Annotated in this window: 14 protein-coding genes; all 14 read right to left on the reverse strand. The window is 48.2% G+C overall.

Annotation, left to right across the window (positions count from 1 at the left end):
- The 14 genes from H3001_RS07075 to H3001_RS07140 all read right to left on the reverse strand — a co-directional run bounded on the left by H3001_RS07075 (position 1) and on the right by H3001_RS07140 (position 23421).
- Complete coding sequence (locus tag H3001_RS07075) at positions 1–957, reverse strand: hypothetical protein (protein ID WP_181214499.1); 957 nt, start codon at positions 955–957, stop codon at positions 1–3.
- The gene (locus H3001_RS07080; RefSeq protein ID WP_181214500.1) at positions 950–2779 is read right to left on the reverse strand and encodes a peptidase U32 family protein; all 1830 of its coding nucleotides are present in this window, start codon (positions 2777–2779) and stop codon (positions 950–952) included. The genes H3001_RS07075 and H3001_RS07080 overlap by 8 nt, the downstream gene beginning before the upstream one ends.
- A gap of 7 nt (positions 2780–2786) precedes the next feature.
- Positions 2787–3710: a homoserine O-acetyltransferase MetA gene (gene metA, locus H3001_RS07085; protein WP_178244503.1), complete on the reverse strand. Its 924-nt coding sequence runs from the start codon at positions 3708–3710 to the stop codon at positions 2787–2789.
- A 132-nt stretch (positions 3711–3842) separates the two neighbouring features.
- On the reverse strand, positions 3843–5021 hold the full coding sequence (locus H3001_RS07090) for a TolC family protein (RefSeq protein WP_178244504.1): 1179 nt from the start codon (positions 5019–5021) through the stop codon (positions 3843–3845).
- Positions 5022–5065: 44 nt separating this feature from the next.
- Positions 5066–8167, reverse strand: coding sequence for an efflux RND transporter permease subunit (locus H3001_RS07095; protein WP_178244505.1), 3102 nt, complete (start codon positions 8165–8167; stop codon positions 5066–5068).
- 17 nt (positions 8168–8184) lie between these two features.
- Complete coding sequence (locus tag H3001_RS07100; RefSeq protein ID WP_181214501.1) at positions 8185–9396, reverse strand: efflux RND transporter periplasmic adaptor subunit; 1212 nt, start codon at positions 9394–9396, stop codon at positions 8185–8187.
- Positions 9397–9518: 122 nt separating this feature from the next.
- Complete coding sequence (locus tag H3001_RS07105) at positions 9519–9953, reverse strand: DUF6769 family protein (RefSeq protein WP_181214502.1); 435 nt, start codon at positions 9951–9953, stop codon at positions 9519–9521.
- A gap of 195 nt (positions 9954–10148) precedes the next feature.
- A complete protein-coding gene (locus H3001_RS07110) occupies positions 10149–11792 on the reverse strand; it encodes a fumarate hydratase (RefSeq protein WP_178244508.1) in 1644 nt (547 codons plus the stop codon).
- 98 nt (positions 11793–11890) lie between these two features.
- Positions 11891–13600 carry a TlpA family protein disulfide reductase gene (locus H3001_RS07115; protein WP_181214503.1) on the reverse strand — a complete coding sequence of 570 codons (1710 nt, stop codon included), beginning with the start codon at positions 13598–13600 and terminating at the stop codon, positions 11891–11893.
- 16 nt (positions 13601–13616) lie between these two features.
- Complete coding sequence (locus tag H3001_RS07120) at positions 13617–15617, reverse strand: DUF4954 family protein (RefSeq protein WP_178244510.1); 2001 nt, start codon at positions 15615–15617, stop codon at positions 13617–13619.
- 118 nt (positions 15618–15735) lie between these two features.
- Positions 15736–16989, reverse strand: coding sequence for a GTPase HflX (gene hflX, locus H3001_RS07125; protein ID WP_178244511.1), 1254 nt, complete (start codon positions 16987–16989; stop codon positions 15736–15738).
- Positions 16990–17122: 133 nt separating this feature from the next.
- A complete protein-coding gene (locus tag H3001_RS07130; RefSeq protein ID WP_181214504.1) occupies positions 17123–18607 on the reverse strand; it encodes a RagB/SusD family nutrient uptake outer membrane protein in 1485 nt (494 codons plus the stop codon).
- Between the two features lie 16 nt (positions 18608–18623).
- The gene (locus tag H3001_RS07135; protein ID WP_181214505.1) at positions 18624–21560 is read right to left on the reverse strand and encodes a SusC/RagA family TonB-linked outer membrane protein; all 2937 of its coding nucleotides are present in this window, start codon (positions 21558–21560) and stop codon (positions 18624–18626) included.
- A 256-nt stretch (positions 21561–21816) separates the two neighbouring features.
- Entirely contained in the window at positions 21817–23421 is a 1605-nt protein-coding gene (locus tag H3001_RS07140) for a SusD/RagB family nutrient-binding outer membrane lipoprotein (protein ID WP_178244514.1), read from the reverse strand.
- Between the last annotated feature and the right edge of the window lie 11 nt (positions 23422–23432).

Raw genomic sequence — 23432 nt, forward strand, 5'->3', positions numbered from 1 at the left:
TCAACGGTTCACTGCCCCGCAATGGGGGCAGATACCTTTTACCCGCATCTTTGCCCCGCAGTTGCCACAGGCATACGGATAGTTGGCAGAGGCACTGCGAAGATAGCGCCAGGCCATCCAGACCTGTACTGCCCATCCGATCCAGGCCAGCACGACCCATACGGATGTGAAAATGATATACAGGAAGATGCAGCAGGAACTCAGTCCGAGGAGGTAAAACAATCCCAGGACAGCCGTTGTCTGATGAAAAAGATCATCAAGCATGGCAATGCCTACCAGCAGAATCAGCCAGATACAGGTGATAAAGCCTCCCAGCACAAAAGGCAGTTCAAACGGATTCAGGGTAGGATGATAATAATAAAATTCCCAGGTGTGCGGCATGTAATGCTGTATGGTATTATAGAGTACGGCCGCAGTAGTGAAGAGCACCGACAGCAGGACCGGGAAAATACTGTCGATATCGTTAATTCCCAAGAGTTTTATCTGCTTCTTACGTGCCGTACGGTACATGTACCAGACAAAAAAGACAGCCAGAATCAGGAAAAACGGAAGGGTATGCGCCCTGCTGAACCAATGGATGCAGCGCGAAATCGGGTCGACAGGCACCACCTGCCTCAACAGTTCCGGTTCCTTTACCCATCCCATGGTATCCTGGTCGCGGGCCACCTTCACCCAGGGTACCTGCATGCTGTCGGCAACCGGATTGCTGAACTCGGCTACCACCAGTTCATTACCGGCAAACACCGGCAGCGAATCCCGGAAAGGCAACTGGTGCAGCCAGAGCGTATCGGAGAGGACAATCAGATTGGTATTGAAGGAATAAGGCCGGGACACATCGCCGCACAGCGAATCCGCACAGGCGAACTCACCGGAAGCCTGCCTTCCCTGCTCCGAAGAGCATGCCAGGAAGAGCAGCAGCCCTATCCACAGAAACCCTATCTGAAAAAGTCTACTCATCGGCATATACTTTCATCTGACACTGTTTACAGTCGAACTGCAACCGGAAACGGCGTCCGTCGGAGCTGACCAGACAATACGGTTCACGGTAAGGTGAACGGACTTTATGATGCACCGGACACCAGCCCATGCTGTAACGGATGCAATGCTTGCAGAACATCAGCACCGCCTTTTCCGGAGCTTCCTTTTCAAACGCAGGAGCCACTTTTCTTACGCCGTGCGAACGGTAGAACGCAGCAGCCTGGGCATTCATGACATTTCCCAGGTAAGTAAGTTCCTGTGCCGGGAACGGATGGGCAGTCTCTTTCAGGCGGCAGATTTCGTTCCGGTAACCGATTTTCCGGGCCGACAGAAGTTTGTCGACAGCCTTACGGCGGAGTTCCGAAAGTTCGGAAGCCGGAATGAACCAGTTCTCACTCCAGTCGACAGTGATTTCCTCTGCCTCAAACGGAGTATTTCCCAGTTTGCCCAACTGATTTTTCAGATTCTCAACCTGCGGTGTACGCGCCAGTTCCTTTTCTCTCGGCAACGAGACACTGACACTGCAATCATCTTCATCGGTCAGACTCAGTGTAAAGCCGAAAGCATTCTCCGACAGCCGTATCCATACGGCGATTTTCCGTTCGGCCGACTTCTTCTGCATGGTCCGCTCAAACTCCTGGTCGAAATTGCGGTACAACTTCGTTTTCGGTTTGATACGAGGCATCTCCTGCGGAAAAAGACGGTTGTTTTCCACACGGTTTACACGGAAGCCGTGCAGTTTGCCCTGCTCGTCCATGTAGCAGAGTCCGTCACCGTTGCTGAAAGGTTTTACCCCCGCAACCGTCAGCCAGTTGCCACGCACTTCCTTTACCGTACCCACTTCCTCACCCAAAGACTTCGGAGTATCGAAAGAAAAGATACCCGGATTGCGTCCGTGTACAAAATAGTCGGTGAATCCGCGGCTGAAACTCTTGTCCAACTGAGGCCGGAAAGCCAGGTGTACCCTACCGGAAGAAGCCCGGCAGTATTCTTTCCGCCGCTTCAGTATCGCATCCAGCTTCTGACGGTAATACGCCGTTACATTCTTCACATAAGACACATCCTTGAGACGTCCCTCAATCTTCAGGGAAGACGCACCGGCATCGAGCAAGGCCTCCAGGTTCTCACTCTGATTCATGTCTTTCAGCGACAGCAGATGCTTGTTGCGGGCTATCACCTTACCGTCGGCATCGACCAGGTCGAAGCCCAGACGGCAGAACTGCGCACATTCTCCCCGGTTGGCACTGCGTCCGTAACAAGCCTGACTCACATAGCACTGTCCGCTGTAGCTTACACACAGTGCCCCGTGTACGAAGACCTCCAGCGGCGTATCCGGACAGGCCGAATGAATGCGCGCAATCTCATCCAGCGTCAGTTCACGGGCCAGCACCACCTGCCGGAAACCGGCTTCTGCCAGGAACTTCACTTTCTGAGGAGTACGGTTGTCCATCTGCGTACTGGCATGCAAGGGAATAGGCGGCAGGTTCAAGCGGGTAATTCCCATATCCTGCACAATCAGCGCATCCACCCCCACCCGATACAAGTCCCATATCATGGCTTCCGTTTCCGACAATTCCTCGTCACGCAAAATGGTGTTGACCGTCACATAAATGCGTACATTATAAATATGTGCATAGCGCACCAGTTCCGCAATATCCTCCAGAGAGTTTCCGGCAGCAGCACGCGCCCCGAAACGCGGGGCTCCAATATAAATGGCATCGGCTCCGTGGTTTACCGCCTCGATTCCACATTCCAGGTTCTTGGCCGGCGCCAGCAGTTCAATAGGACGTTGTTTCAGCATGACTTGATTACTTGATTTCGTTGATGTCGTATGGAGTTTCTTGATATACATAATAATTCAGCCAGTTGGCAAACAGCAGGTTGGCCACACTGCGCCAGCGTACCAGCGGTCCCTGTTCCGGATCATTGTTCCGGTAATAATTCCGGGGAATCTCAATCGGGAGTCCCTTGCCCAGGTCGCGCCGGTATTCCGTATCCAGCGTATAAGGTGAATACTCCGAATGGCCGGTCACAAAGAACTCACGTCCGCCCCGTGCCATCACCATGTGTACCCCCGACTCTGCCGATTCCGAGATAATCTGCAGTTCCGGACAACGGTCGATATCGCTGCGTCTCACCTCCGTATGGCGGCTGTGAGGCACAAAGAAAGTATCATCGAATCCGCGGAAAATGGGCAATTGCTTGAATCCCTCGCAGATCTGATGTTCAAAAATACCGAACATCTTCTTTTCGAGCGGATATTTGGGAATTCCATAATGATGATACAAGCCCGCCTGTGCAGCCCAGCAAATGTAGAAAGTCGATGTCACGTGCGTACGGGTCCAGTCAAAGATTTCCTGAATTTCCGTCCAGTAGTTCACTTCCTCGAAATCCAGGTGCTCCACGGGAGCTCCGGTAATGATCATTCCATCGAACTTCTGGTCGCGAAGCACATCGAAGTCGTGATAGAATGCCTTCATGTGCTCAATCGGCGTATTCTTGGAAGTATGACTTTTCAGTTTCATGAAGCAAACCTCAATCTGAAGCGGTGAGTTCGACAACAACCGGATCAGGTCGGTCTCGGTAGTCACCTTGATGGGCATCAGATTCAGGATGACGATCCGGAGCGGACGGATATCCTGAGTGGTCGCACGAGAGCTGTCGATTACGAATATATTCTCTTCTTTCAGTAAATCGATAGCGGGTAATTTATCGGGTAAGTTTAATGGCATTTTCCTTTAATTTTCAGTTTCTCTGCAAAAGTAGAAAATTCTTCAGAATCTCTTGGTAAAAAAATACGGAGAATCGGTGGCTTTCGGCATTGTCCACCGTTTCTCCGTAGGATAATCAACCGTATTGCTGTCTTACAGGCGGTGCTTGTAGAGAGCGGCTATCAGTTTCTGATACTGGTTCTCGACCTCCATATATGCCTGCAGGTTACGGTATACGGCATCGGCCTCCGTGTAATACTCAATCACGGAAAGCTGTCCGGCCTTGACCGCTTCCTTCAACAATCCCAAGGTCTCGTACATCAGCGGCACATCGTATGTCTGCAGGGTTTTCTGCAACTGCTGCACTTCGTTGAAGCGGCTCTGTACCTGTGCCTCTGCCTGCAGACGGACATTGTCCAGCTGGTACTGTGCGCCGACCGCCTGAGCCTTGGCGATTTTCACTTTTTTCCGTCCGTTGAAGAGCGGGAGACTTCCCCCGATCAGGAAACCGTTGCTTTTCTCTCCCAGCGACGTATTCCGACGATAGCCGACCTCCAGTTTCGGCAACCAGTTCTGACGGTTGACGCTCACGTTCTTCGCTGCCGACTGTGCAGCGGCATCGGCTGCCAGCAAAACCGCATCGCCGGCCATTACCTCATCGTATACCGCATTGTAATCGGTGACAGGTGCCACAGCAGGATAATCCTTCAAGGCAAATTCCAAAGGCATATTCCCGTTCAAAGCCAACAAGCTCTGCAGGGCTGTCCGGTGAGCTACCTCATTCTGTGCCACTTCCGTCCGCACATTCATCCGTTCCATCTTGATTTTGTTGACTTCCAGGACACCGGCATCTCCTTCTTCCAGGCGTTTCTGAAACAAAGCCAGCAGTTCGTCGGCATTCTTTCCGCGCTCACTCAGCAGTGCCTGCTTCTTGTTCAGGAAAATCAAGTCCAGACAGAGGTTTTTCGCATTCAGCAGGACGGTGCGTCTCACCTCCTCCTGCTGATGATTCAATGCACTGTGCTGCAGCTTACCAGCCTTGCTGCGGGCTGCATACAGTGTAGGAAAGTCGAATCCCTGGCTCACCACCAGTTCGGAACTGACTACCCCGCTCACGTCTTTGGAAAAGAACGGACTGTAAGAGACTGAAGGACCTTCCAGGCTGTTCTGCAGATTCACCTCCATGCGGGCTGCCTCAGTCAGCTGCTGCTGTGCCTGAAGTTCCTTATTGTGCTGCTCCACCGAACGGAGTATCTCTTCTATATTATTCTGGGCCTGCATACCTGCCGAACAGGCCAGGCATACCATCGCCATGATGCATTTCTTTTTCATAACAAGCAGTTTAATTCATTTATACACAACCTCTATCAACAACCTCATCCTTTATTTGCCCTGGGAGTACGATTCATCAGTTCATACACAATCGGTACGATGAAACCGTTCAGGAAGGTTGACGTCAGCAGTCCTCCCAAAATCACCTTGGCCATCGGACTCTGGATTTCATTACCCGACAAGTCTCCGCGCAAGGCCAGCGGAATCAGTGCCAGCGCAGAAGAAAGGGCAGTCATCAGAATCGGGTTCAGACGGTCGAGCGAGCCGTGCACGATACTCTCACGGAGCTCCATATGCTCCTGTTCACGCAACAGATTATAATGACTGATCAGCAGCATTCCGTTTCGGGTAGCAATACCGAACAACGAAATAAATCCGATAATGGCAGGGATACTCACCTCATCGATGGTCAGCCACAAGGCAAAGACTCCTCCGATCAACGCCAGGGGCAGGTTCAGCAAAATTACTCCACTCTGGGCCGCATTCTTGAACTGCATGTAAAGCAGCAGGAAAATCACGACGATACTCATCAGCGAAGCAAGCAGCAGTACACGACTGGCGGCCTGTTCACTTTCGAACTGTCCTCCATATTCCACGTGATAACCTTCCGGAAGGCTGACTTCCTTTTCCACACGTTCCTGAATGTCATTCACCACACTGCGCAAGTCGCGTCCGCTCGTATTCGCCGAAATCACAATCTTACGCTTTACATTCTCGCGGTTGATCGTATTCGGTCCGGTAGAAGATACCACATCGGCCACGTACGTCAGCGGAATCTTGCGTCCCAGGGCATCGTCAATCATCAGGTTGCGGATACGTTCCATCGAATTGCGGTTTCCTTCCGAAGCACGCACCACCAGATTGAATGATTTTCCCTTTTCATACACCTGTGAGACCACTTCACCCGCCATATTCACCGTAACAAACTCGTTGAACTGAGGCAAGGTAATGCCATATCGTGCCAGTAACTCTCTGCGGGGAACAATCTTCAGTTCGGGACGTTCAATCTGCTGCTCCACATTCAAATCGGCAATTCCCTCCACATCCGCCACAGCAGCCTTTATCTGGTTGCCGATCATGAACATGCGGTTCAGATCATCTCCGAAAAGTTTGATGGCAATACTGGCCTGAGTACCACTCAGCATCGCATCAATACGGTGACTGATGGGCTGTCCGATTTCAATATTGGCTCCGGTAATGACCGAAAGTTTGCGACGGACCTCATCCAACAGTTCCGCATGCGAACGACCGTCCAGTTCAAAAGGAGCCTCAATCTCAGAAACATTCACGCCCAGCGCATGCTCATCCAGTTCGGCACGTCCGGTTTTCCGGGCCACCGTTTTAATCTCCGGAATAGAAAGCAGCAGTTCTTCTGCCTGACGGCCGATTTTGTCCGACTCCTCCAGAGAGATTCCCGGCATGGAACTGACATTTATGGTAAAAGAGCCCTCATTAAAAGGAGGCAGGAAACTGTGTCCCAGGGTAAAGAATACGCCCAGTGCCATCACCAGCAGCACACCGGTGCATCCCAGTACCGTCTTCTTATGATCCAGTGCCCACAGCAGTCCGCGTTCGTAATACTTTCGGAGCCAAACGGCCAGGAACGCTTCTTTAGGCAACCCGTTTTCTTTTACGTTCCGTCCGAGCAGGTAACTGCAAAGTACCGGTGTCAGCGTCAGGGCTACCAGCGTAGAAGCAAAGAGGGCCACGATAAATGCAATGCCCAGCGGCACCAGCATACGGCCTTCCATGCCACTCAGGAAGAACAAAGGCACGAAGCTGACCACAATGATCAGCGTAGAGTTCAGAATCGGCATACGTACCTCACGCGAAGCCTGAAAGACCACTTCACGCACCGGAAGCCGCTGCTCCACCGGAAGCATCCGGTTCTGCCGCAAATGTTTCCATACGTTTTCTACGTCTACGATGGCATCATCCACCAGTGAACCGATGGCAATGGCCATACCTCCCAGACTCATGGTATTGATGCTCAGCCCCATGTAATGAAGCACCAGAATGGCCACCACCAGCGACAAAGGCAGGGTAACCAGAGAAATCACCGTAGTACGTACATTGGCAAGGAAGAGGAACAATACGATCACTACAAAAATCGCTCCTTCATACAAGGAACTCTGTACGTTACTGATGGCACTCTCGATAAAACGCGACTGCCGGAAAATATCTGTCGAAATCTTGACATCGGCCGGCAGGTTCTTCTGCAAATCAGCCAGTGCCGCCTCCAGTTTCTCTGTCAGTTCAATGGTTCCGGTATTGGGCTGCTTGGTCACCGTAACCAATACGGCCGGCTTTCCCTTTTCAGAAGCCAGTCCCAGTTTCGGCTGCTGTGCCCCGATTCTGACATCGGCCACATCTTCCAGCATGACCGGAGTACCGTTGACTGTCTTCACTACCGAACGTGCCATCTTGTTCACATCCTCGGTAGAAAGCACTCCTCTGACAATGTATTCGTTTCCATATTCATAAATCACCCCACCGTTGGTGTTCTGGTTCATGTTACGGGTAGCCTCCATCACCTCTCCCAGCGTCACCCCGTAATGCATCATCCGCTCAGGGTGCAGCAAGATCTGATATTCCTTGATATCGCCGCCCAACACAGCCACCTGCGCCACACCTCCGGTAGAGAGAAGGCGCGGCCGGATGGTCCAGTCGGCCAGCGTACGCAAGTCGAGCATGGAAGTACTGTCGGCAGTCAGTCCCACAATCAGCAATTCCCCCAGGATAGAAGACTGAGGTCCTAAAGTCGGCTTTCCTACGTAGTCAGGAAGCCCCTCTGCAGCAGCAGCCAGCTTCTCCGATACAATCTGACGGGCCAGATAAATATCCGTATCCCAATTAAATTCCACCCATACCACCGAAAAACCGTTGGTAGAAGAAGAACGCACACGACGTACTCCCGTAGCCCCGTTGACCGCAGTCTCAATCGGGAAAGTCACAATCTGCTCTACCTCTTCGGCAGCCATTCCCCGGGCCTCTGTCATCACCACCACCGTAGGCGCATTCAAGTCGGGAAACACATCCACCTCTGTATGAAAAGCAGTATAGGTACCTCCCACCAGCAACAAAATCGAAGCTACTAGAACCAGCAGACGGTTCTGTAACGAAAAGTGTATAATTTTATTCAGCATAGTCCGTATACTTTTTCTCAATGATTATGTGTATGTCCCGGAATGGCATTGGCCGCAGAAGCCAGTTTTACATGAATAGCCCCCTGAACTACGATTTCTTCTCCTCCTTTCAGACCGGAAAGCACCTCTACGCGGCCTCCGTTGGATGCACCGATCCGTACCTCAACCTTCTGGTAGCAGTCCGCATCCAGTTTCTGATACACAAAATAGGTACCCTGTTCTTCGGTCAGCGCACTGACCGGAAGCGAGATTACTCCGTTCCGTTCTTCACCCAACAGGAATATTTCGGCGAATGCCCCCGGAAGCAAGTCACCCCGGTTATCCAGTTCGAAAGTCACCGGAATATAGAGAGAAGAATTTCCTGAAGTACGTCCATACGACAGCAAACGACCATTCAAGTCCTCCAGTCGATAAGTCCGGTCTCCATAATTTGTCCGGAAATTAGCCGAAACCACCGAGCGGAGATTCGGATAAAAGCGTTCAGATACATCCGCACGAAGCTGCAGACGACGGGAACGGGTTACACTCAGCAGCGACTGTCCTACAGTCACATAATCTCCTTCTTTTACCAGACAAGCCTTGACATATCCTCCTACCGGTGAAACGACAGCCACTCCCCGTCCGTTCTTGCCGGGCGACAAAGCTTCGTAAGCGATTCTGGCGTTTTCATAATTTTCTCTCAACTGATTGAAATCTTTCTGCGATACAATCTGTTTGTCCACCAGTTTGGCAGCCCGTTCATATTCGGCCTTGGCGGTTTCATACGCAATCCGGGCACGCTTAACAGGATCTCCATCCTGCAGATTATCGGCAGAGACAGTCAGCAAAGTCGCATGCTCCGCCACCTGACTACCTTCAGTCAGTGTACGGGCAAAAGAAACCACCCCCGACACACTGGCCACCACCGTCACCTCATCTCCCTGGGCCGAAAGCAACTGGCCGCTGGCAGGGATGACCTGCCGGAATGTGCCCGGCTCGATTTTCATGACCTCTACTCCTGCAGCCTTGGCCTTTTCGGCAGTAAGAACAATTTCTCCCGAATGTCCTTCATGACTTTCTTCCTGATGAAGCGCTGCCTCATGTTCCTCGTGATTATGACCTTCATGACCCTCTTCCTGATGAAGCGCCGCTTCATGTTCCTCGTGGTTATGACCCTCATGTCCGTGGCCGGAACAACTTCCCATAAAGAGCCCCAGTGCACAGATCCCCATCCAAAAATTATATTTCATGGCAATAAATATATAATAGTAAAATTAAAACAGTTATCTTCTGAATTCACACACAAAGATACATGCCTCCCCGTGCAAACGGGTTGCATCATACCTCTTGACAGACCTGTGTCAGACCGTCATTACAAAGAGAAGAAGAAAGAAGGAGGCGCACGGAGTCCACTGGCCCGCAACACATTACGGGCATACAGACGTTCCACATAAATCCCTTTTTCCTGAGAAGAAGAGACTTCCGGAAGCATCCACGTGCGACAAGTAGTCAGAAATGAATATAATATCGAATAAAAAGAATAATCGGGACCGACATCCTCCGAATGATTATCGGAAGAAGCAAACTGAAGGTTGGTAGCGCAACTGCCCCCACAGCAATTGTGAGCGGCATTCTCAGCCGGCGTATCGTGCGGACACGAGTCCTTTTCACCGTGTACGGCACACAATACCTCCCAGTCGGACTGCAAGCAAAGATTGTCTGCATGATGATGATGGGGAAATACAGCCACCACCTGTGTCAGCACACAGATGACCAGTAACAGATATGACTTAAATTCCCTTTTCATCGCTCATTCTTACTTATAAAACAAGCGCAAAAATAATGAAAAAAGTACACCCGCTCAAATCTTTTTCACGCACACATACTAAAAAAACAAAATAACCCCTATCTCAAACTACAGTGATAGAGGTTATTCCTATGGGGAGAAAGAATGACTTCCCCTCCCCTTTCATAAATATGTCAAATGCTCAAATCCGTAAAATTATTTACAGTTTCCTGCACAACGGGGCTTAATCTGCTTGAAGAAATCATTGCCCTTATTATCCACCAGAATAAATGCAGGGAAATCTTCTACTTCAATCTTCCAGATAGCTTCCATACCCAATTCCGGATATTCTACGCATTCAATGCTCTTGATGTTGTTCTGAGCCAGGATAGCAGCCGGACCACCGATAGATCCCAGGTAGAAACCACCGTGCTTCTTACAAGCATCAGTTACCGCCTGGCTACGGTTACCCTTCGCCAACATGATCATAGAACCACCGTGACTCTGGAACAGGTCTACATACGGGTCCATACGTCCGGCAGTAGTCGGTCCCATAGAACCGCACGCCATACCGGTAGGAGTCTTGGCCGGACCAGCATAATAAATAGGATGATCCTTGATATACTGAGGCAAATCTTCGCCGCGGTCGAGACGTTCTTTCAGTTTTGCATGAGCGATGTCACGTCCTACGATAATAGTACCGTTCAAAGACAGACGGGTAGCTACCGGATACTTATCCAGTTCAGCCAGGATTTCCGACATCGGACGGTTCAGGTCGATGCGTACTGCATTGCCTTCACCAGCCTGACGCAATTCTTCCGGAATCAGTTCACCCGGATTAGAGTCGAGTTTTTCAATCCAGATACCGTCCTTATTGATCTTACAACGGATGTTACGGTCTGCCGAGCAAGAAACACCCAGACCTACCGGACAAGAAGCTCCGTGACGAGGCAAGCGGATGATGCGTACATCATGTGCATAATACTTACCGCCGAACTGAGCACCGAGACCGATACGATGTGCTTCTTCCAACACCTGTTTTTCCAGTTCTACATCGCGGAAAGCACGTCCGTACTCATTTCCGGTAGTAGGCAGATTATCATAAAAACGAGTAGAAGCCAGTTTCACAGTCAGCAGGTTCTTTTCAGCCGATGTACCACCGATTACAAATGCAATGTGGTAAGGAGGACAAGCAGCTGTACCCAGAGTCTTCATTTTCTCAACCAGGAAAGGAACCAGAGTAGCCGGATTCAGGATAGCCTTGGTTTCCTGATACAGATAAGTCTTGTTGGCAGAACCACCACCCTTAGTCACGCACAGGAATTCATATTCCATTCCCTGAGTAGCCTCAATATCAATCTGAGCCGGCAAGTTGCAACGGGTGTTCACTTCCTCATACATGGTAAGAGGAGCATTCTGAGAATAACGCAGGTTTTCTTCCGTATAAGTCTTGTATACACCCAGTGAAAGAGCTTCTTCGTCACAGTATCCAGTCCATACCTGCTGTCCTTTTTCACCGTGGATAATTGCCGTACCAGTATCCTGACAGAAAGGCAAAACACCCTTGGCAGCCACTTCCGCATTGCGTAAGAAAGTCAGCGCCACATACTTATCGTTATCGCTAGCTTCCGGGTCGGTCAGAATCTTAGCTACCTGTTCGTTATGAGAACGGCGCAGCATAAAAGACACATCACGAAAAGCAGCATTCGCCATTGCTGTCAAACCTTCCTTTTCGATTTTCAGGATAGGTTTTCCTTCAAACTCGCTTACAGAAACATAGTCCTTGGTAAGCAAATAATATTCAGTCGTATCATGTCCGTGTTCGAACATTGGCTGATACTTGAATTCAGGTGTTGCCATAATATAAAATATTAATTGTTAGTTATAGTGACACAAAGTTACAAAGTATTATTGAAATTTTTCCTTAATGAAGATAAAAATATTTCCTTTTCTGCCGGTCAGTCCATGGCCCGGAGCAAATCCCGCTGCAATACATCCACTCCCGGGAAACCGACATAACGGTCCTGCAACTTACCATCGTAGCTGATGATCAGGTAGCCCGGTATCCCCGTAATCCCGTACGAACGGCACAGATACTCCCACTGCCTCTGCGTCAGCCGGTAATGGATTCCATTCATCTCAGCAATTGCCGCCAGCCACTCCCGCTCGGGGGAAGAAGGAGGTGTCAGATAAATATACGTCACATCCATTCCCGCCAGTTTCTTTTTCAGCCAGCCAATGGCCTTCATGCTCTTCCGGCAAGGTCCGCACCACGTAGCCCAGAAATCAACCAGGATAGCTCTTCCCTTATGTCCGGAAATAATCTCCGGCAAAATATCCGCTCCCTGCACCAGGGTATCCAGACGGGCTATCACATACGTTTCCGAAGCCTTCGCCTGTTCGGCCACTGCCTGTAAGTCTTGCAGTCTGTTCTTCACATAGGTTCCGATTTCCGGATTGGCTATCTTGCCCAACTCTTTCCGGTCGGCAGCGCCCAATGTATGCTGTTCCTGCATCTTCCGATACACCTCACGGGCCACCTTCATATCCTCCCAGCAATCCACTGCCTGTCCCTGCTCACGCTCCATCCGGCTCAGATAAGTCATATAGCCTTGCGCATAACGAAGCCACAAAGGATTCTCCGGCAACCATTCCGTACCGTCCGCTCCGGCAGCCAGCCAGGCACTCAAACGCTGATTGGCCTGAAGATAAGTCTTGCAGGCATTTCCGACAGCCTCATCGCCCTCCATTCTTCTTTCCGCCTTCTCCACTTCATCCCATCCGCTCATCTTCAACGGATAAGTTCCCAGAGAAAGGTCCGAGTTGATGGCCGAAGCCGCCCCGTCAAACCAAGCCTTCCGTACTCCCCGGAATTCCTCTTTCAGCAGACGCGATGCCGACATGCTCAATCGGGGCAGATGCACATATACCGTCAGTTCCTTTCCCGGCACCAGAAACAGGTTCAGTTTTCCCTGATTGATATTCAGTTCCGCTCCTCCGGGCAGCAGCAAGTCGGCCTCAATATGGAACGACCCATCCTGACGTATTTTCACAGCCTCTCCGCTCAGGCTGCCTCCCAGCCAGTCGTTGAAGCGGAAGGACGCCTTGACTTCCATACCCTCGTCATACCCCAGTACATACCCGTTGATCACCGTTTTTCCGGCCCGCAATACCGGTTCGGGAAGTACCTCCTCCCTCCGGTCCGGTTCCGTCTGCAAGAAACTCGGTACATACACATAAGGCTCTTTCCGGGTCAACTGAACTCCCCAGATGCTCCATCCCTCTTCCTTTTCCAGAAAATCGAGGACATGCACTCCCTGTGGAACCGGAGGAAAGAAAAGACTCATCAGGTGACTTCCCGAATCCCCGATCTGTTCCGGCTCGGTCTTCCCATCCACAGATACGTGCTCCGCCTTCTGCAAGAGCAGTTCCTGAGAAGCCGTCTTCAGTACCGTATTCGACGAAATGACCACAGCCTCCCCCGGATTTCCATACACCATCACATCCACCTGCGTATCCTCCATTCCCTGAACGATCCGCTTGATTTCTATCTTCGAAGTATTCGACGTAATAAAACGAGGCAAATTCACCTCACGCCGGTGATAAGCGTTTGCCTGCAGTAAGATGCAGCACAAAGCGCAAATCGCCAACCAATATTTTTTCCACATATTCCAATTAAAATCTTCAGTTCTTCTGTAATAACGGCTGCAGACGATCCAGCAATTCATTTCCCAGATCTGTCTTTATCCGGATATGTTCCAGGACAGCCATCACGAACGGATTACTTTCAAATGCCCCACGCACCTGTTCAAAATCCTGCTGCTGTTCCGCCTTGTCTCCATCGGCTCCGAATCCGGTCATTGAAGTCAGTGAGAATTCCTTCTTCGCATCCTCATACACCATCCGGTCGAGGCGCACGACGGCTTCCTGCCACTGCGTCACAATGGCCGCAATCTCCCTGGCAGTGATCTTGTCAGGCTCCAGGCCATAGAATTCCAGCATCTTGCCATAAGCCCAGGTCCATTCATACGTATAATAAAGCTTGTGCATCTCCACAAAGCGTGCATGAATCTCTTCCATCGACTTCAAACGGCCCGACTCCACGTCCTCCATCAGACGCTCAATCTCACTCTTCGGAGCAATCAGTCCGGAAATGTCCACCCATTCTCCCGTTCCGACCGGAACATCCGGCAGCAGCCTCTTCCGGATATCCTCATCCGATGCAAACTGCAGGTTCTCCAGGCGCTTGATCACCGAATTTCCCAAGAATTTATGAATCGCCGTCTCATAAAATCCGATTCCCTTGTTCAGGGCCACATTCTTTATCTTCGCACTCTGATAAGAATAGATTTCCGAAGTCTCTCCCGATACCCGGGCCAGATTCTTCAGAATCTCCCTTCCTTTCATCATCTTCTGAATGGTATACGGACTCAGCAGGTTATAATTAATCTGATCCAGACGGTCCGGATCTTTACGCAAATCTCTTTTCGGCCATTTCTGGGCATCACGGATGGTACCCACGCTCCGCAGGTTCACTCCCGGCACCAGATACGTAGTATTCTTATCCTCTATCAGATACGAAAAAGGCAGGTCAGAAGTATCCGGATGTTTCACATGACGTCCCATCACCAGTGAAAAGGCTCCGATACGCGCCGGCCACAGAATATAAGAATCGGAAGTTGTCTTGGCACCGCGCTCCAGCGCTCCCTGATGAATCGGCCCTAATTTATACATGTGGTTGCTCTGGTTCGAACCCGATCCGGCATTCATAAACGAGAACATACCGGCAATCAGCAGGGTCGACTTATGGTGTGTCACCGTAAACGGTCCGGCAAAGATAGCGCACGCCTCTCCGTTCTCTTCCTGGCAATTACTGAAAAACAAGGAATCAGAGGCCGAGTAATTATGCCCCATGTGGCAAGCCTGACCCACGAAACACCGGGTCAGCGTCGTACCGTCTTCGATACGCGAGCCGCTCGAAACAATAAAGTCATCACAGATTACTCCCTGTCCGATATGTACCGGATCGGCCTGATTGCTGTTGATTGAGCCATTTTTCAGACGTCCGGCTCCTTCTATCTCACAATAGTCCCCGATGCACACGTTCTTTATGTATCCGGAATCCACAATCGTCACGTGACTTCCAATCTTTCCGGTTTCCGAAGCCTTCTCCTCCACATAACCGGCAACCAGTTCCTTCAGTTTCCCGATCAGTTGCGGACGATGGCGGTACAGCGCCATGATATAAGCCTGCTGTGCCGACAGACGGTCGTAAATCACCACCTCCCGTCCTCCGGTCTCGTTCAGGACCGAAACTTCCACTCCGTTTCCGAAAGCACTTTTGCGGTCGACCAGGATAATATCCACGTTCTCGATAAAGGTATGGTCCCCGATCTCGTAATTGGCAATGTAATTCTTCACATACTCAATGCAACAATCGTTACCCACCGTTACATTATGCAGCGTCACATACGACAGTCCGGCATGCTTCGCAATTCCCCCCGGAAGATGAAATTCACTTTCAAAAGTTCCCAGGTACACCTTACCCGAGAACCGGGCATGACATACATGATCTGGAGTAAATGCTTCAGCGACCCAAACTTCCGACCAATCTGCAGCAGTACAGGCCTGAGCCTCCAATTGTACAATTTCTTCCGGTCTCAAAGAGCGATAACTTCTTTCCATAAATACCTATTCCGTTTAGTTATATAATATAAAGCCTCCTAACAAACAAAGTGACAGACCTGTGAAGCCAACTGCCATCATTCCGCCACACGATCCGTCACTCTGCCCGATTTGTCCTTTATTCTTCGTACGTCTGATAGAGGAAGTCATTATACGGGTACTTCTGTACATGAAGTTCCTTGACTTTCTTGTAAATGACTTCTCTCAATTCGTCAATATTCAACTTATTCTTTGCCGAGATGAAAATGCAGTTCTCATTCATCTTCGCCATCCAGGTGCTCATCAACTCTTCCAGCGTAATGTTTTCCTTTGTCTTCGGAGTCAGGTCATCGGCGGCTTTTTCCACATAAGTATAAGCATCAATCTTATTGAAAATAATCATGGTCGGCTTTCCGCCCGCTCCCAGATCGGCGATTGTCTTGTCCACCACCTTGATCTGTTCCTCAAAGTCGGGATGTGAGATATCCACTACATGCAGCAGCAGGTCGGCCTCGCGCACCTCATCCAGTGTCGACTTGAAAGAATCTACCAGGTCGGTAGGCAACTTCCGGATAAATCCGACTGTATCCGACAGCAGGAAAGGCAGGTTGTCGATAATCACCTTGCGCACCGTCGTATCGAGGGTTGCAAACAACTTGTTTTCTGCAAAGACATCACTCTTTGCCATCAGGTTCATCAAGGTCGATTTTCCGACGTTGGTATATCCCACAAGGGCCACACGGATCAGACGGCCGCGGTTCTTGCGCTGCGTACTTTTCTGTGTATCAATCTCTGCCAGACGCTGCTTGAGCAACGACATACGGTTCAAGATGATACGGCGGTCCATTTCCAGCTGCGTTTCACCCGGTCCACGAAGTCCCACCGAACCTTTACCGCCGCCGGCACCGGAACCACCTCCCTGACGTTCCAAGTGTGTCCACAGACGCTGCAGGCGCGGCAACATGTATTTATATTGTGCCAGTTCCACCTGTGTCTTGGCATTTGCGGTCTGCGCACGCATGGCAAAAATATCCAATATCAATGAAGTACGGTCAAGAATCTTCACCTTCAGCTCATTTTCAATGTTACGAATCTGCTTCGCCGAAAGTTCATCATCGAATATCACCATACCGATTTCTGTCTCTTTCTCCTCATTCTGCAGTTCCAGGTATTCCTTTATCTCCTGCAATTTTCCCTTTCCCACATAAGAAACCGAGCTGGGAGTATCCAGTTTTTGTGTAAAACGCTTTACCACCTCCGCTCCGGCAGTCTCTGCAAGAAAAGCCAGTTCATCCAAATATTCATTGGTTTTACGTTCATTCTGAGACTGAGTAATCAATCCCACCAAAACAGCCTTTTCGGTCTGTGCTTCAGATATTACAAATTCTTTCATTCAGTCTGTATACTACATAATTTCTAAACATCGCAAATATACAGAAAAAGCGTGCATCTTATAAAGAGACGCACGCTTTTTTATTGCGGAATCTTAAAATTCCGGCCTAGTTTATGACAAATATATTTTTATTTTAGTCATTCTGCTCGGTAATCGCATCGTTGGCATTCAGTTCCTTATCCGGAATCTGATATATAAACAATTTACTACCGGCTTCTACCGTTTTCGGAGCATTCGGACTATGATTTACCGCATGAGTTCTATCCAGATTTTCTCCACGGCGCTTCATATCCAGCAGTCTTCGTCCTTCGCCCCACATTTCAATACGCTTCTGGATTTTGATTTCCTCCAACAGTTCATTACCCGACTTAGTACATGTATAATCAGGTACACGAGTCTTCATAATCTCCTCCAGCATTGCCTTTGCCTCTTCTGGCTTATTGTCATTATACAAAGCCTCCGCAGCCAAGAAATACATTTCACCTGTTCTCAGAAAAATATAGTCAGAACTGAAGGTATCTCCTTTCTTCAGAGAGCCTACATCCACAAATTTATGCTGGACATACTGCTGTACCTTGTAATGGGGGTCACTGGTTTCCTTGATTTCAATACCAAACCATCCTTTACGGATATCATTGGCGGCAATCTTGTCGTATAAATCGCTGGCAATCATTTTATAGCTCTTCAACGCTCCACCATATCCCGGAGCAAATGGATCCATATGACTCATAAATGAAGCATAGAAAGTATTGGTTTCCGCATTGATATCTGCTCCCCAGAGAACCTCGCTCAGTCCGAGGTCATTGAATCCAGACAAAAGTTCATCTTTGCTCATCAGTTTTCCACCTTCGATGGCCAATTTTGCATACTTGGCAACTTCTGCCCACTGATCTTTATGGTCATTTACAAAAGACAATACATTGGCATAAATAGCTGCAGCAGCATATTCATTCAATTCACTCTTGCTGGAAATACCTTTCCCTTTCAAGAGATTATATCCCTTGTCAATATCCGAGAGAATCTGTGTATATACCTCGCCTACAGGAACCCGTTCAGGACGAGTATACGCTTCTGTATAGATAGGAATACCCGGTTTTTCCTTATTCCACTGATAAGGCTGCTGGTACAGGTTAATCAACCAGAAATAGCAGTAAGCTCTCACAGTATAGCTTTGTCCCAACATCTTCTGCACATTCTCCGCGCTCTGGTCTTCCAACGTAGAAAGTTTGGCAATTACCTCATTGGCACCACTGATAACCGCATAAAGTTCCTGCCAGCAAGTGGTAGGCCGACGGTATGATGAGCCTCTGTTATCCAGAAAATAGTCGTATACAAAGAAATTCTGAGTCATATAAGCCATATCATCTCCCATCATATCGGTAGCCAGTTCAAATGCCTTCAAACCAAAGTCATCATGACTAGCCCGAGCTTCCGGAGCGAACAAGTTTTTATAATAACCAGTAATATATCCTTTTATTGCATCCGGATTTCTTTCAATAGCATCCTGAACTTGCTCTTCCGAAGCATTTTCAGAAGGAAGTTTGTTCAAGAAATCATCGCCGCATGACGCAAATAAAAACGGAGCGGCTAACCACAATATATATTTTGAATATTTCATAAATTTCCTGTTTTTATTAGAAGTTGATATTTACACCAAATGAAATAGCACGGATTGCAGAATAGTTCGCTGCAGAATATCCATATTCATACTGGCGCGGATCCAATCCTTTTCTCTTTGAGAACATAGCGACATTATCTGCCGAAACATAAATACGAGCAGAATTAGCCTGAATAGCCTTCATCCATTTATTCGGGAATGTGTAACCCAATGAGATGTTGCGGATATTGAAATAGGAAGCATCTATCAAGAAACGAGAAGACTGCTGATTGGCATTTTGTGAACCGTCCATAATAGGCACATCCGTATATTTGTTTTCAGGAGTCCAGGCATTGAGAATGTCATTGTGCCAGTTAGATCCAATGTTACTTCCTGCATGCATAAAGTTAGCATACATTGAGTCGTACAACTGTCCGCCAATCTGGAAGTTCGTACCGATTGAGAAGTCAAAGTTCTTATATGAGAAGTCCATGCTCAGTCCACCTTGGAAATCTGGAAGAGTAGAGCCCAAATCATACTTGGAAGCCTTTGAATAATCTTCAGTTACCGTACGTCCTATCACATTGCCTTTCTCATCTTTTTCGTCCATATACCATTGTGCAGCACCTGTTTCTGGATTTACCCCGGCATACTCATAAGTATACAAGTCATAAATTGAACCACCTTCTGTCAAGCGGAACAAAGAAGCTGTACCATGAATAATACCATCTTTTCTCTTTTCTTCCGGCAGACTGATAATTTTATTTCTGTAATGAGTACCATTAAAAGAAATCACCCATTCAAAATCTTCTGTCCGTACCGGAGTTCCAGTCACAGTGAATTCAATACCCTGATTCTTCATATCCAGCAGATTCATTGGAATATACGAAATACCTGAAGAAATCGGATAAGGCATATTGTACAACATGTCAGAAGTATTCTTCAAGAAGTATTCCATATCAAACTTCAAGCGATGGTCAAAGAAGGCAGACTCGATACCAACGTTCAAGTTCTTACTCTTTTCCCAAGTCAGGTCTTTGTTGCCACGATAAACTTCTACTACAGAGAAATCACCGTTATTATTAGATATTTTATACTGCTTCAAGTAAGGCTGGTATACAGGATTTTTAGCTTCATCCAAAATACCGTCATTACCCTGAGTACCAAAACTAGCCTTTACTTTAAGGTCATTCAGCCACTCCACATCTTTCAGCCATTCTTCCTGTGTCATTCTCCATGAACCACCAACAGACCAGAATGTACCTCTACGATTATCCGGATGGAATTTTGAAGAAGAGTCTGTACGCAAACTTGCAGAGAAATAATATTTGTCATCATAGTCATAATTCAGACGGCCAAAGAAACTTTCAATACTGTGTTCCTGGGTATATGACTCCATATCACTCATTGTAATTGCATTGTTGAACTCCGGATTACCAACGGTATAGAAATTATATTTATGAGTATACTGATAGCTGGTAATATAGAGGTAAGATTCATGTCCGACCATTACGTCGAATGAGTGCTTGCCCAATGAATTTGCATAGCTGGCAATCTGATTGGCAGTAAACGACTGAGAACGAATATTGTACTTATAAGTACGACCGTTTACTTTAGCGGCATCACCGTAAAGCTGGTTCATATGGTCTGTACGTACCTGATTAATCAAGTCGTAACCAATATTGGCACTCAGTTTAAAGCCTTTGAACAAATTCAGGTTCACAGAACCACGGCCCGAGAAATTATCATTTAATGTACGGTGTACATCCAAGTCGGAATTTGCGGCCACATTCTGATTAGCAAAACCACCTAAACGTGTACTGTAAGTACCGTCACCAAAATCATATATCGGTTGTCCTGCTTCATCAAAAATTTGCACACCGTTAGCATCGTATGCATATACCGGATAGATTGGAGCAATCTGCTGAGTAAACATAAATGCATTCGAGAAATTGCTCAGAGAAGCCCCTTCAGCCTGTCCTGCGTTTTTCTCACTTCTGGCATAAGACAGGTTTCCGCTTAAATCAATGTATTTATTGACTGTATGAGTAATATTGGCACGAGCCGAAAAACGGTCAAAGTTTGTATTGCGCAAAATACCTTCGTCTTTCAAATATCCTAAAGAGAGGAAATGAGTGCTTTTTGAACTACCACCCTGTACACTGACATTATATTCCTGACGTGTACCATTGTGCAAGGCTTCTTTAGCCCAGTCGTCATTGTGTTTCAAGGGAGCACTTGAAACCACACCATCAGGTGTTACCATTGCATTGTTGGCTACCCCTACAAACGGGTTGTAACCAATCTTATTGATCAAGTCTTCCGAGGCCTTTGCACCATCACCCAACTGATTCTTTCCTACCACCCAGGCAGTCTGCACATAGGCTCTCTGGTCCTTCATAATATCATATTCAGGAATAGCACGTGTATTAACACCCCAACGGGCTTCCACACTTACACGACTTTTATCGGCCGAACCTTTTTTAGTTGTAATCATTACCACACCATTTGCAGCACGAGAACCGTAAAGGGCAGCAGAAGCCGCATCCTTCAAAATTGACATGCTTTCAATATCCGATGGATTCAACGCATTTACAGCATCTTCTTCATATGGCATACCATCTACAATATAAAGAGGAGCAGAAGAAGCACTGAAAGATCCTATACCACGGATACGGATTTTTGAGTTTTCACCAGGCTGACCACTAGTAGATATCACCTGTACACCTGCGGCAGCACCTTCAAGCGCTTTGGAAACAGAAGAGACTTGTAACTTAGCGATATTTTCACCACTGACTGCGGCAGCCGAACCAGTGAAGGATGATTTTTTAGCTGTACCGTATGCTACAACCATTACTTCATCAAGCTGTTCAGAATCTGACTTTAAGGCAACCTTAACCATCGGTTTGATAGTTACTTCCTGGCTCTGCAATCCGATGAATGAAACCACCAAAGTCTTGGCGGAACTTCTCATACAAACAATTCCGTTGATTTACAGATGATTATCATTCTTAACGGAAAAGTTTAAAATCTCCCTCTATCACGCCTCCAGATAGTCTGTCCTACATTGAGGACCTCCGATTTTCTACCCGAAATCACTCCGAAACATACCTCATTCTCCCATTTCCATAAAAACAAAAGAGACCGCACTCAAACAAGTGCAGTCTCTTTTTCAGACCATTTATACTGTCAGATCTTACTCGTGTGTTTTCCCAAAAAATCAGATTTTATTAGCGAGTACCATTGGCCCACCATACATTTTCAGTGAACACGTATTGTCCGTTACCGTATGCACTCTGTACATTCGGATTTGCACTGACTTCGTCACTTCCGTATGGGGCACGCAACGGGAATTTGTTTTCGTTCTGGAATCCGTAGAAAGTCTTCAGGTCTTTTCCTTCTGCCATCAGACGACGTACATCGTTGTAGCATTCTGTAGTTTCACCATTCGATCCCCACATTGCAATGTACTTCTGAATCATGGTTTCCTTCAACGGGTCAGCATCAAACAGTGCTGCGATTTCTGTATCGAAGTATTCTTTTGCCTCTTCTTCTGTCAGTGCAGCTACGTCATTGGCAGTAATCGGATAACTTGTCTGCTTCAATCCTGAAGCCACATTTTTCTCCATATTCATCAATCCGGCTACTACCGCATCCTTCAAGACTGATTTAGCCTCATCCAGACGTTCCAGACGTACCAGGGCTTCTGCTTTCAGGAAGAGCAGTTCATGGTAGCTCTGCAGATAAGTAGGAGCATCGCTGGCAAATCCGAAGATAGAAGTCACGTACTTACGCTGGTCCTGATCCGGTTTACCGTTAGGAGCCAACAGCTGTTTTGATTCGTCCAGATCCTTGATCTGTGTGCCTTTGCTGTTGTTGTCGAGGGCAGTGACATACACACGCTGCAAGCGCGGGTCCTTGCGGGCAACCAGTTTATCATACATACTCTTGCTGGCAGCCATGTATTCGCGGCTGTCGAAGAAGTCATAGCACGGGTTGCGGTTGGTCATTCCATCGTAGATGGTAAAGGCAGCCTGTTCGTCTGTCGACTGAGCCGCTTTGCTGATACAGTCCAGAATTGTTTCCAGGGTAGCTTCTTTATCAGTTGCTTTGTTCAGCGTATGCATCAGGTAGCGGGCTTTCAGTCCATAAGCCAGTTTCAGCCATTTGTTAGCAGCGGTACTTCCTCCACCGAACAGAATATCCTGTGCTCCCGGACCTCCGGTAGCGTGTTCGTCTCCACGTGGAAGATCATCGATGGCCGCATTCAGGTAGTCCATGATTGCATTGTAGATGCTTTCCTGCTTGTCCAGTTCCGGAGTCATGGACTGAGGCTTACCGTTATCCAGGTTCGGCAGAGCTGCCTGACTGAACGGTGCATCACCGAATGCGTCGGTAATCAGAGCGGCATTGATGGCAGCCAGCACTTCTCCCATTCCTTTTGTAGTGTAATTACCCGACTGTGCACCGCCTTCTGCGCATCGGTCAATAATGATACGGGCATTCTTAAGCGTGCTGTACAAGTTGGTCCATACGTTATTATAGGTAGTAGACGAGTACACTTCTGTGGTACGGGTCTCTGCATTCCACAACTGGTTGAAAACTCCGACTTCCTGTTCGATGTATGAAGAAAAATAATGGTTGAAATCTCCTCCCACGTTACTGAACGCTGTTGCTGTAATCGCATCGGTCAGTATAAACTTGGCATCCACCTGATGAGGGTTATCACGGTCGGTGTTTATTTTGTCCATTTTATCCTCGGAACAAGACATCATTGTACCTGCCACCAGAGCCATAGACAAATAAAAACGGATATTTTTAAATGTATATTTCATAATGAATCTGC

Source organism: Phocaeicola faecicola, assembly GCF_013618865.1.
In the GTDB taxonomy this organism is placed as follows: domain Bacteria; phylum Bacteroidota; class Bacteroidia; order Bacteroidales; family Bacteroidaceae; genus Phocaeicola; species Phocaeicola faecicola.

Coding starts and splice junctions, on each gene's coding strand:
- H3001_RS07110 (WP_178244508.1), bottom strand. CDS start 11,792: ATGGCAACACCTGAATTCAAGTATCAGCCAATGTTCGAACACGGACAT.
- H3001_RS07130 (WP_181214504.1), bottom strand. CDS start 18,607: ATGAAATATTCAAAATATATATTGTGGTTAGCCGCTCCGTTTTTATTT.
- H3001_RS07105 (WP_181214502.1), bottom strand. CDS start 9,953: ATGAAAAGGGAATTTAAGTCATATCTGTTACTGGTCATCTGTGTGCTG.
- H3001_RS07090 (WP_178244504.1), bottom strand. CDS start 5,021: ATGAAAAAGAAATGCATCATGGCGATGGTATGCCTGGCCTGTTCGGCA.
- H3001_RS07135 (WP_181214505.1), bottom strand. CDS start 21,560: ATGAGAAGTTCCGCCAAGACTTTGGTGGTTTCATTCATCGGATTGCAG.
- H3001_RS07100 (WP_181214501.1), bottom strand. CDS start 9,396: ATGAAATATAATTTTTGGATGGGGATCTGTGCACTGGGGCTCTTTATG.
- H3001_RS07080 (WP_181214500.1), bottom strand. CDS start 2,779: ATGCTGAAACAACGTCCTATTGAACTGCTGGCGCCGGCCAAGAACCTG.
- H3001_RS07115 (WP_181214503.1), bottom strand. CDS start 13,600: ATGTGGAAAAAATATTGGTTGGCGATTTGCGCTTTGTGCTGCATCTTA.
- H3001_RS07075 (WP_181214499.1), bottom strand. CDS start 957: ATGAGTAGACTTTTTCAGATAGGGTTTCTGTGGATAGGGCTGCTGCTC.
- H3001_RS07095 (WP_178244505.1), bottom strand. CDS start 8,167: ATGCTGAATAAAATTATACACTTTTCGTTACAGAACCGTCTGCTGGTT.
- metA (WP_178244503.1), bottom strand. CDS start 3,710: ATGCCATTAAACTTACCCGATAAATTACCCGCTATCGATTTACTGAAA.
- H3001_RS07120 (WP_178244510.1), bottom strand. CDS start 15,617: ATGGAAAGAAGTTATCGCTCTTTGAGACCGGAAGAAATTGTACAATTG.
- H3001_RS07140 (WP_178244514.1), bottom strand. CDS start 23,421: ATGAAATATACATTTAAAAATATCCGTTTTTATTTGTCTATGGCTCTG.
- hflX (WP_178244511.1), bottom strand. CDS start 16,989: ATGAAAGAATTTGTAATATCTGAAGCACAGACCGAAAAGGCTGTTTTG.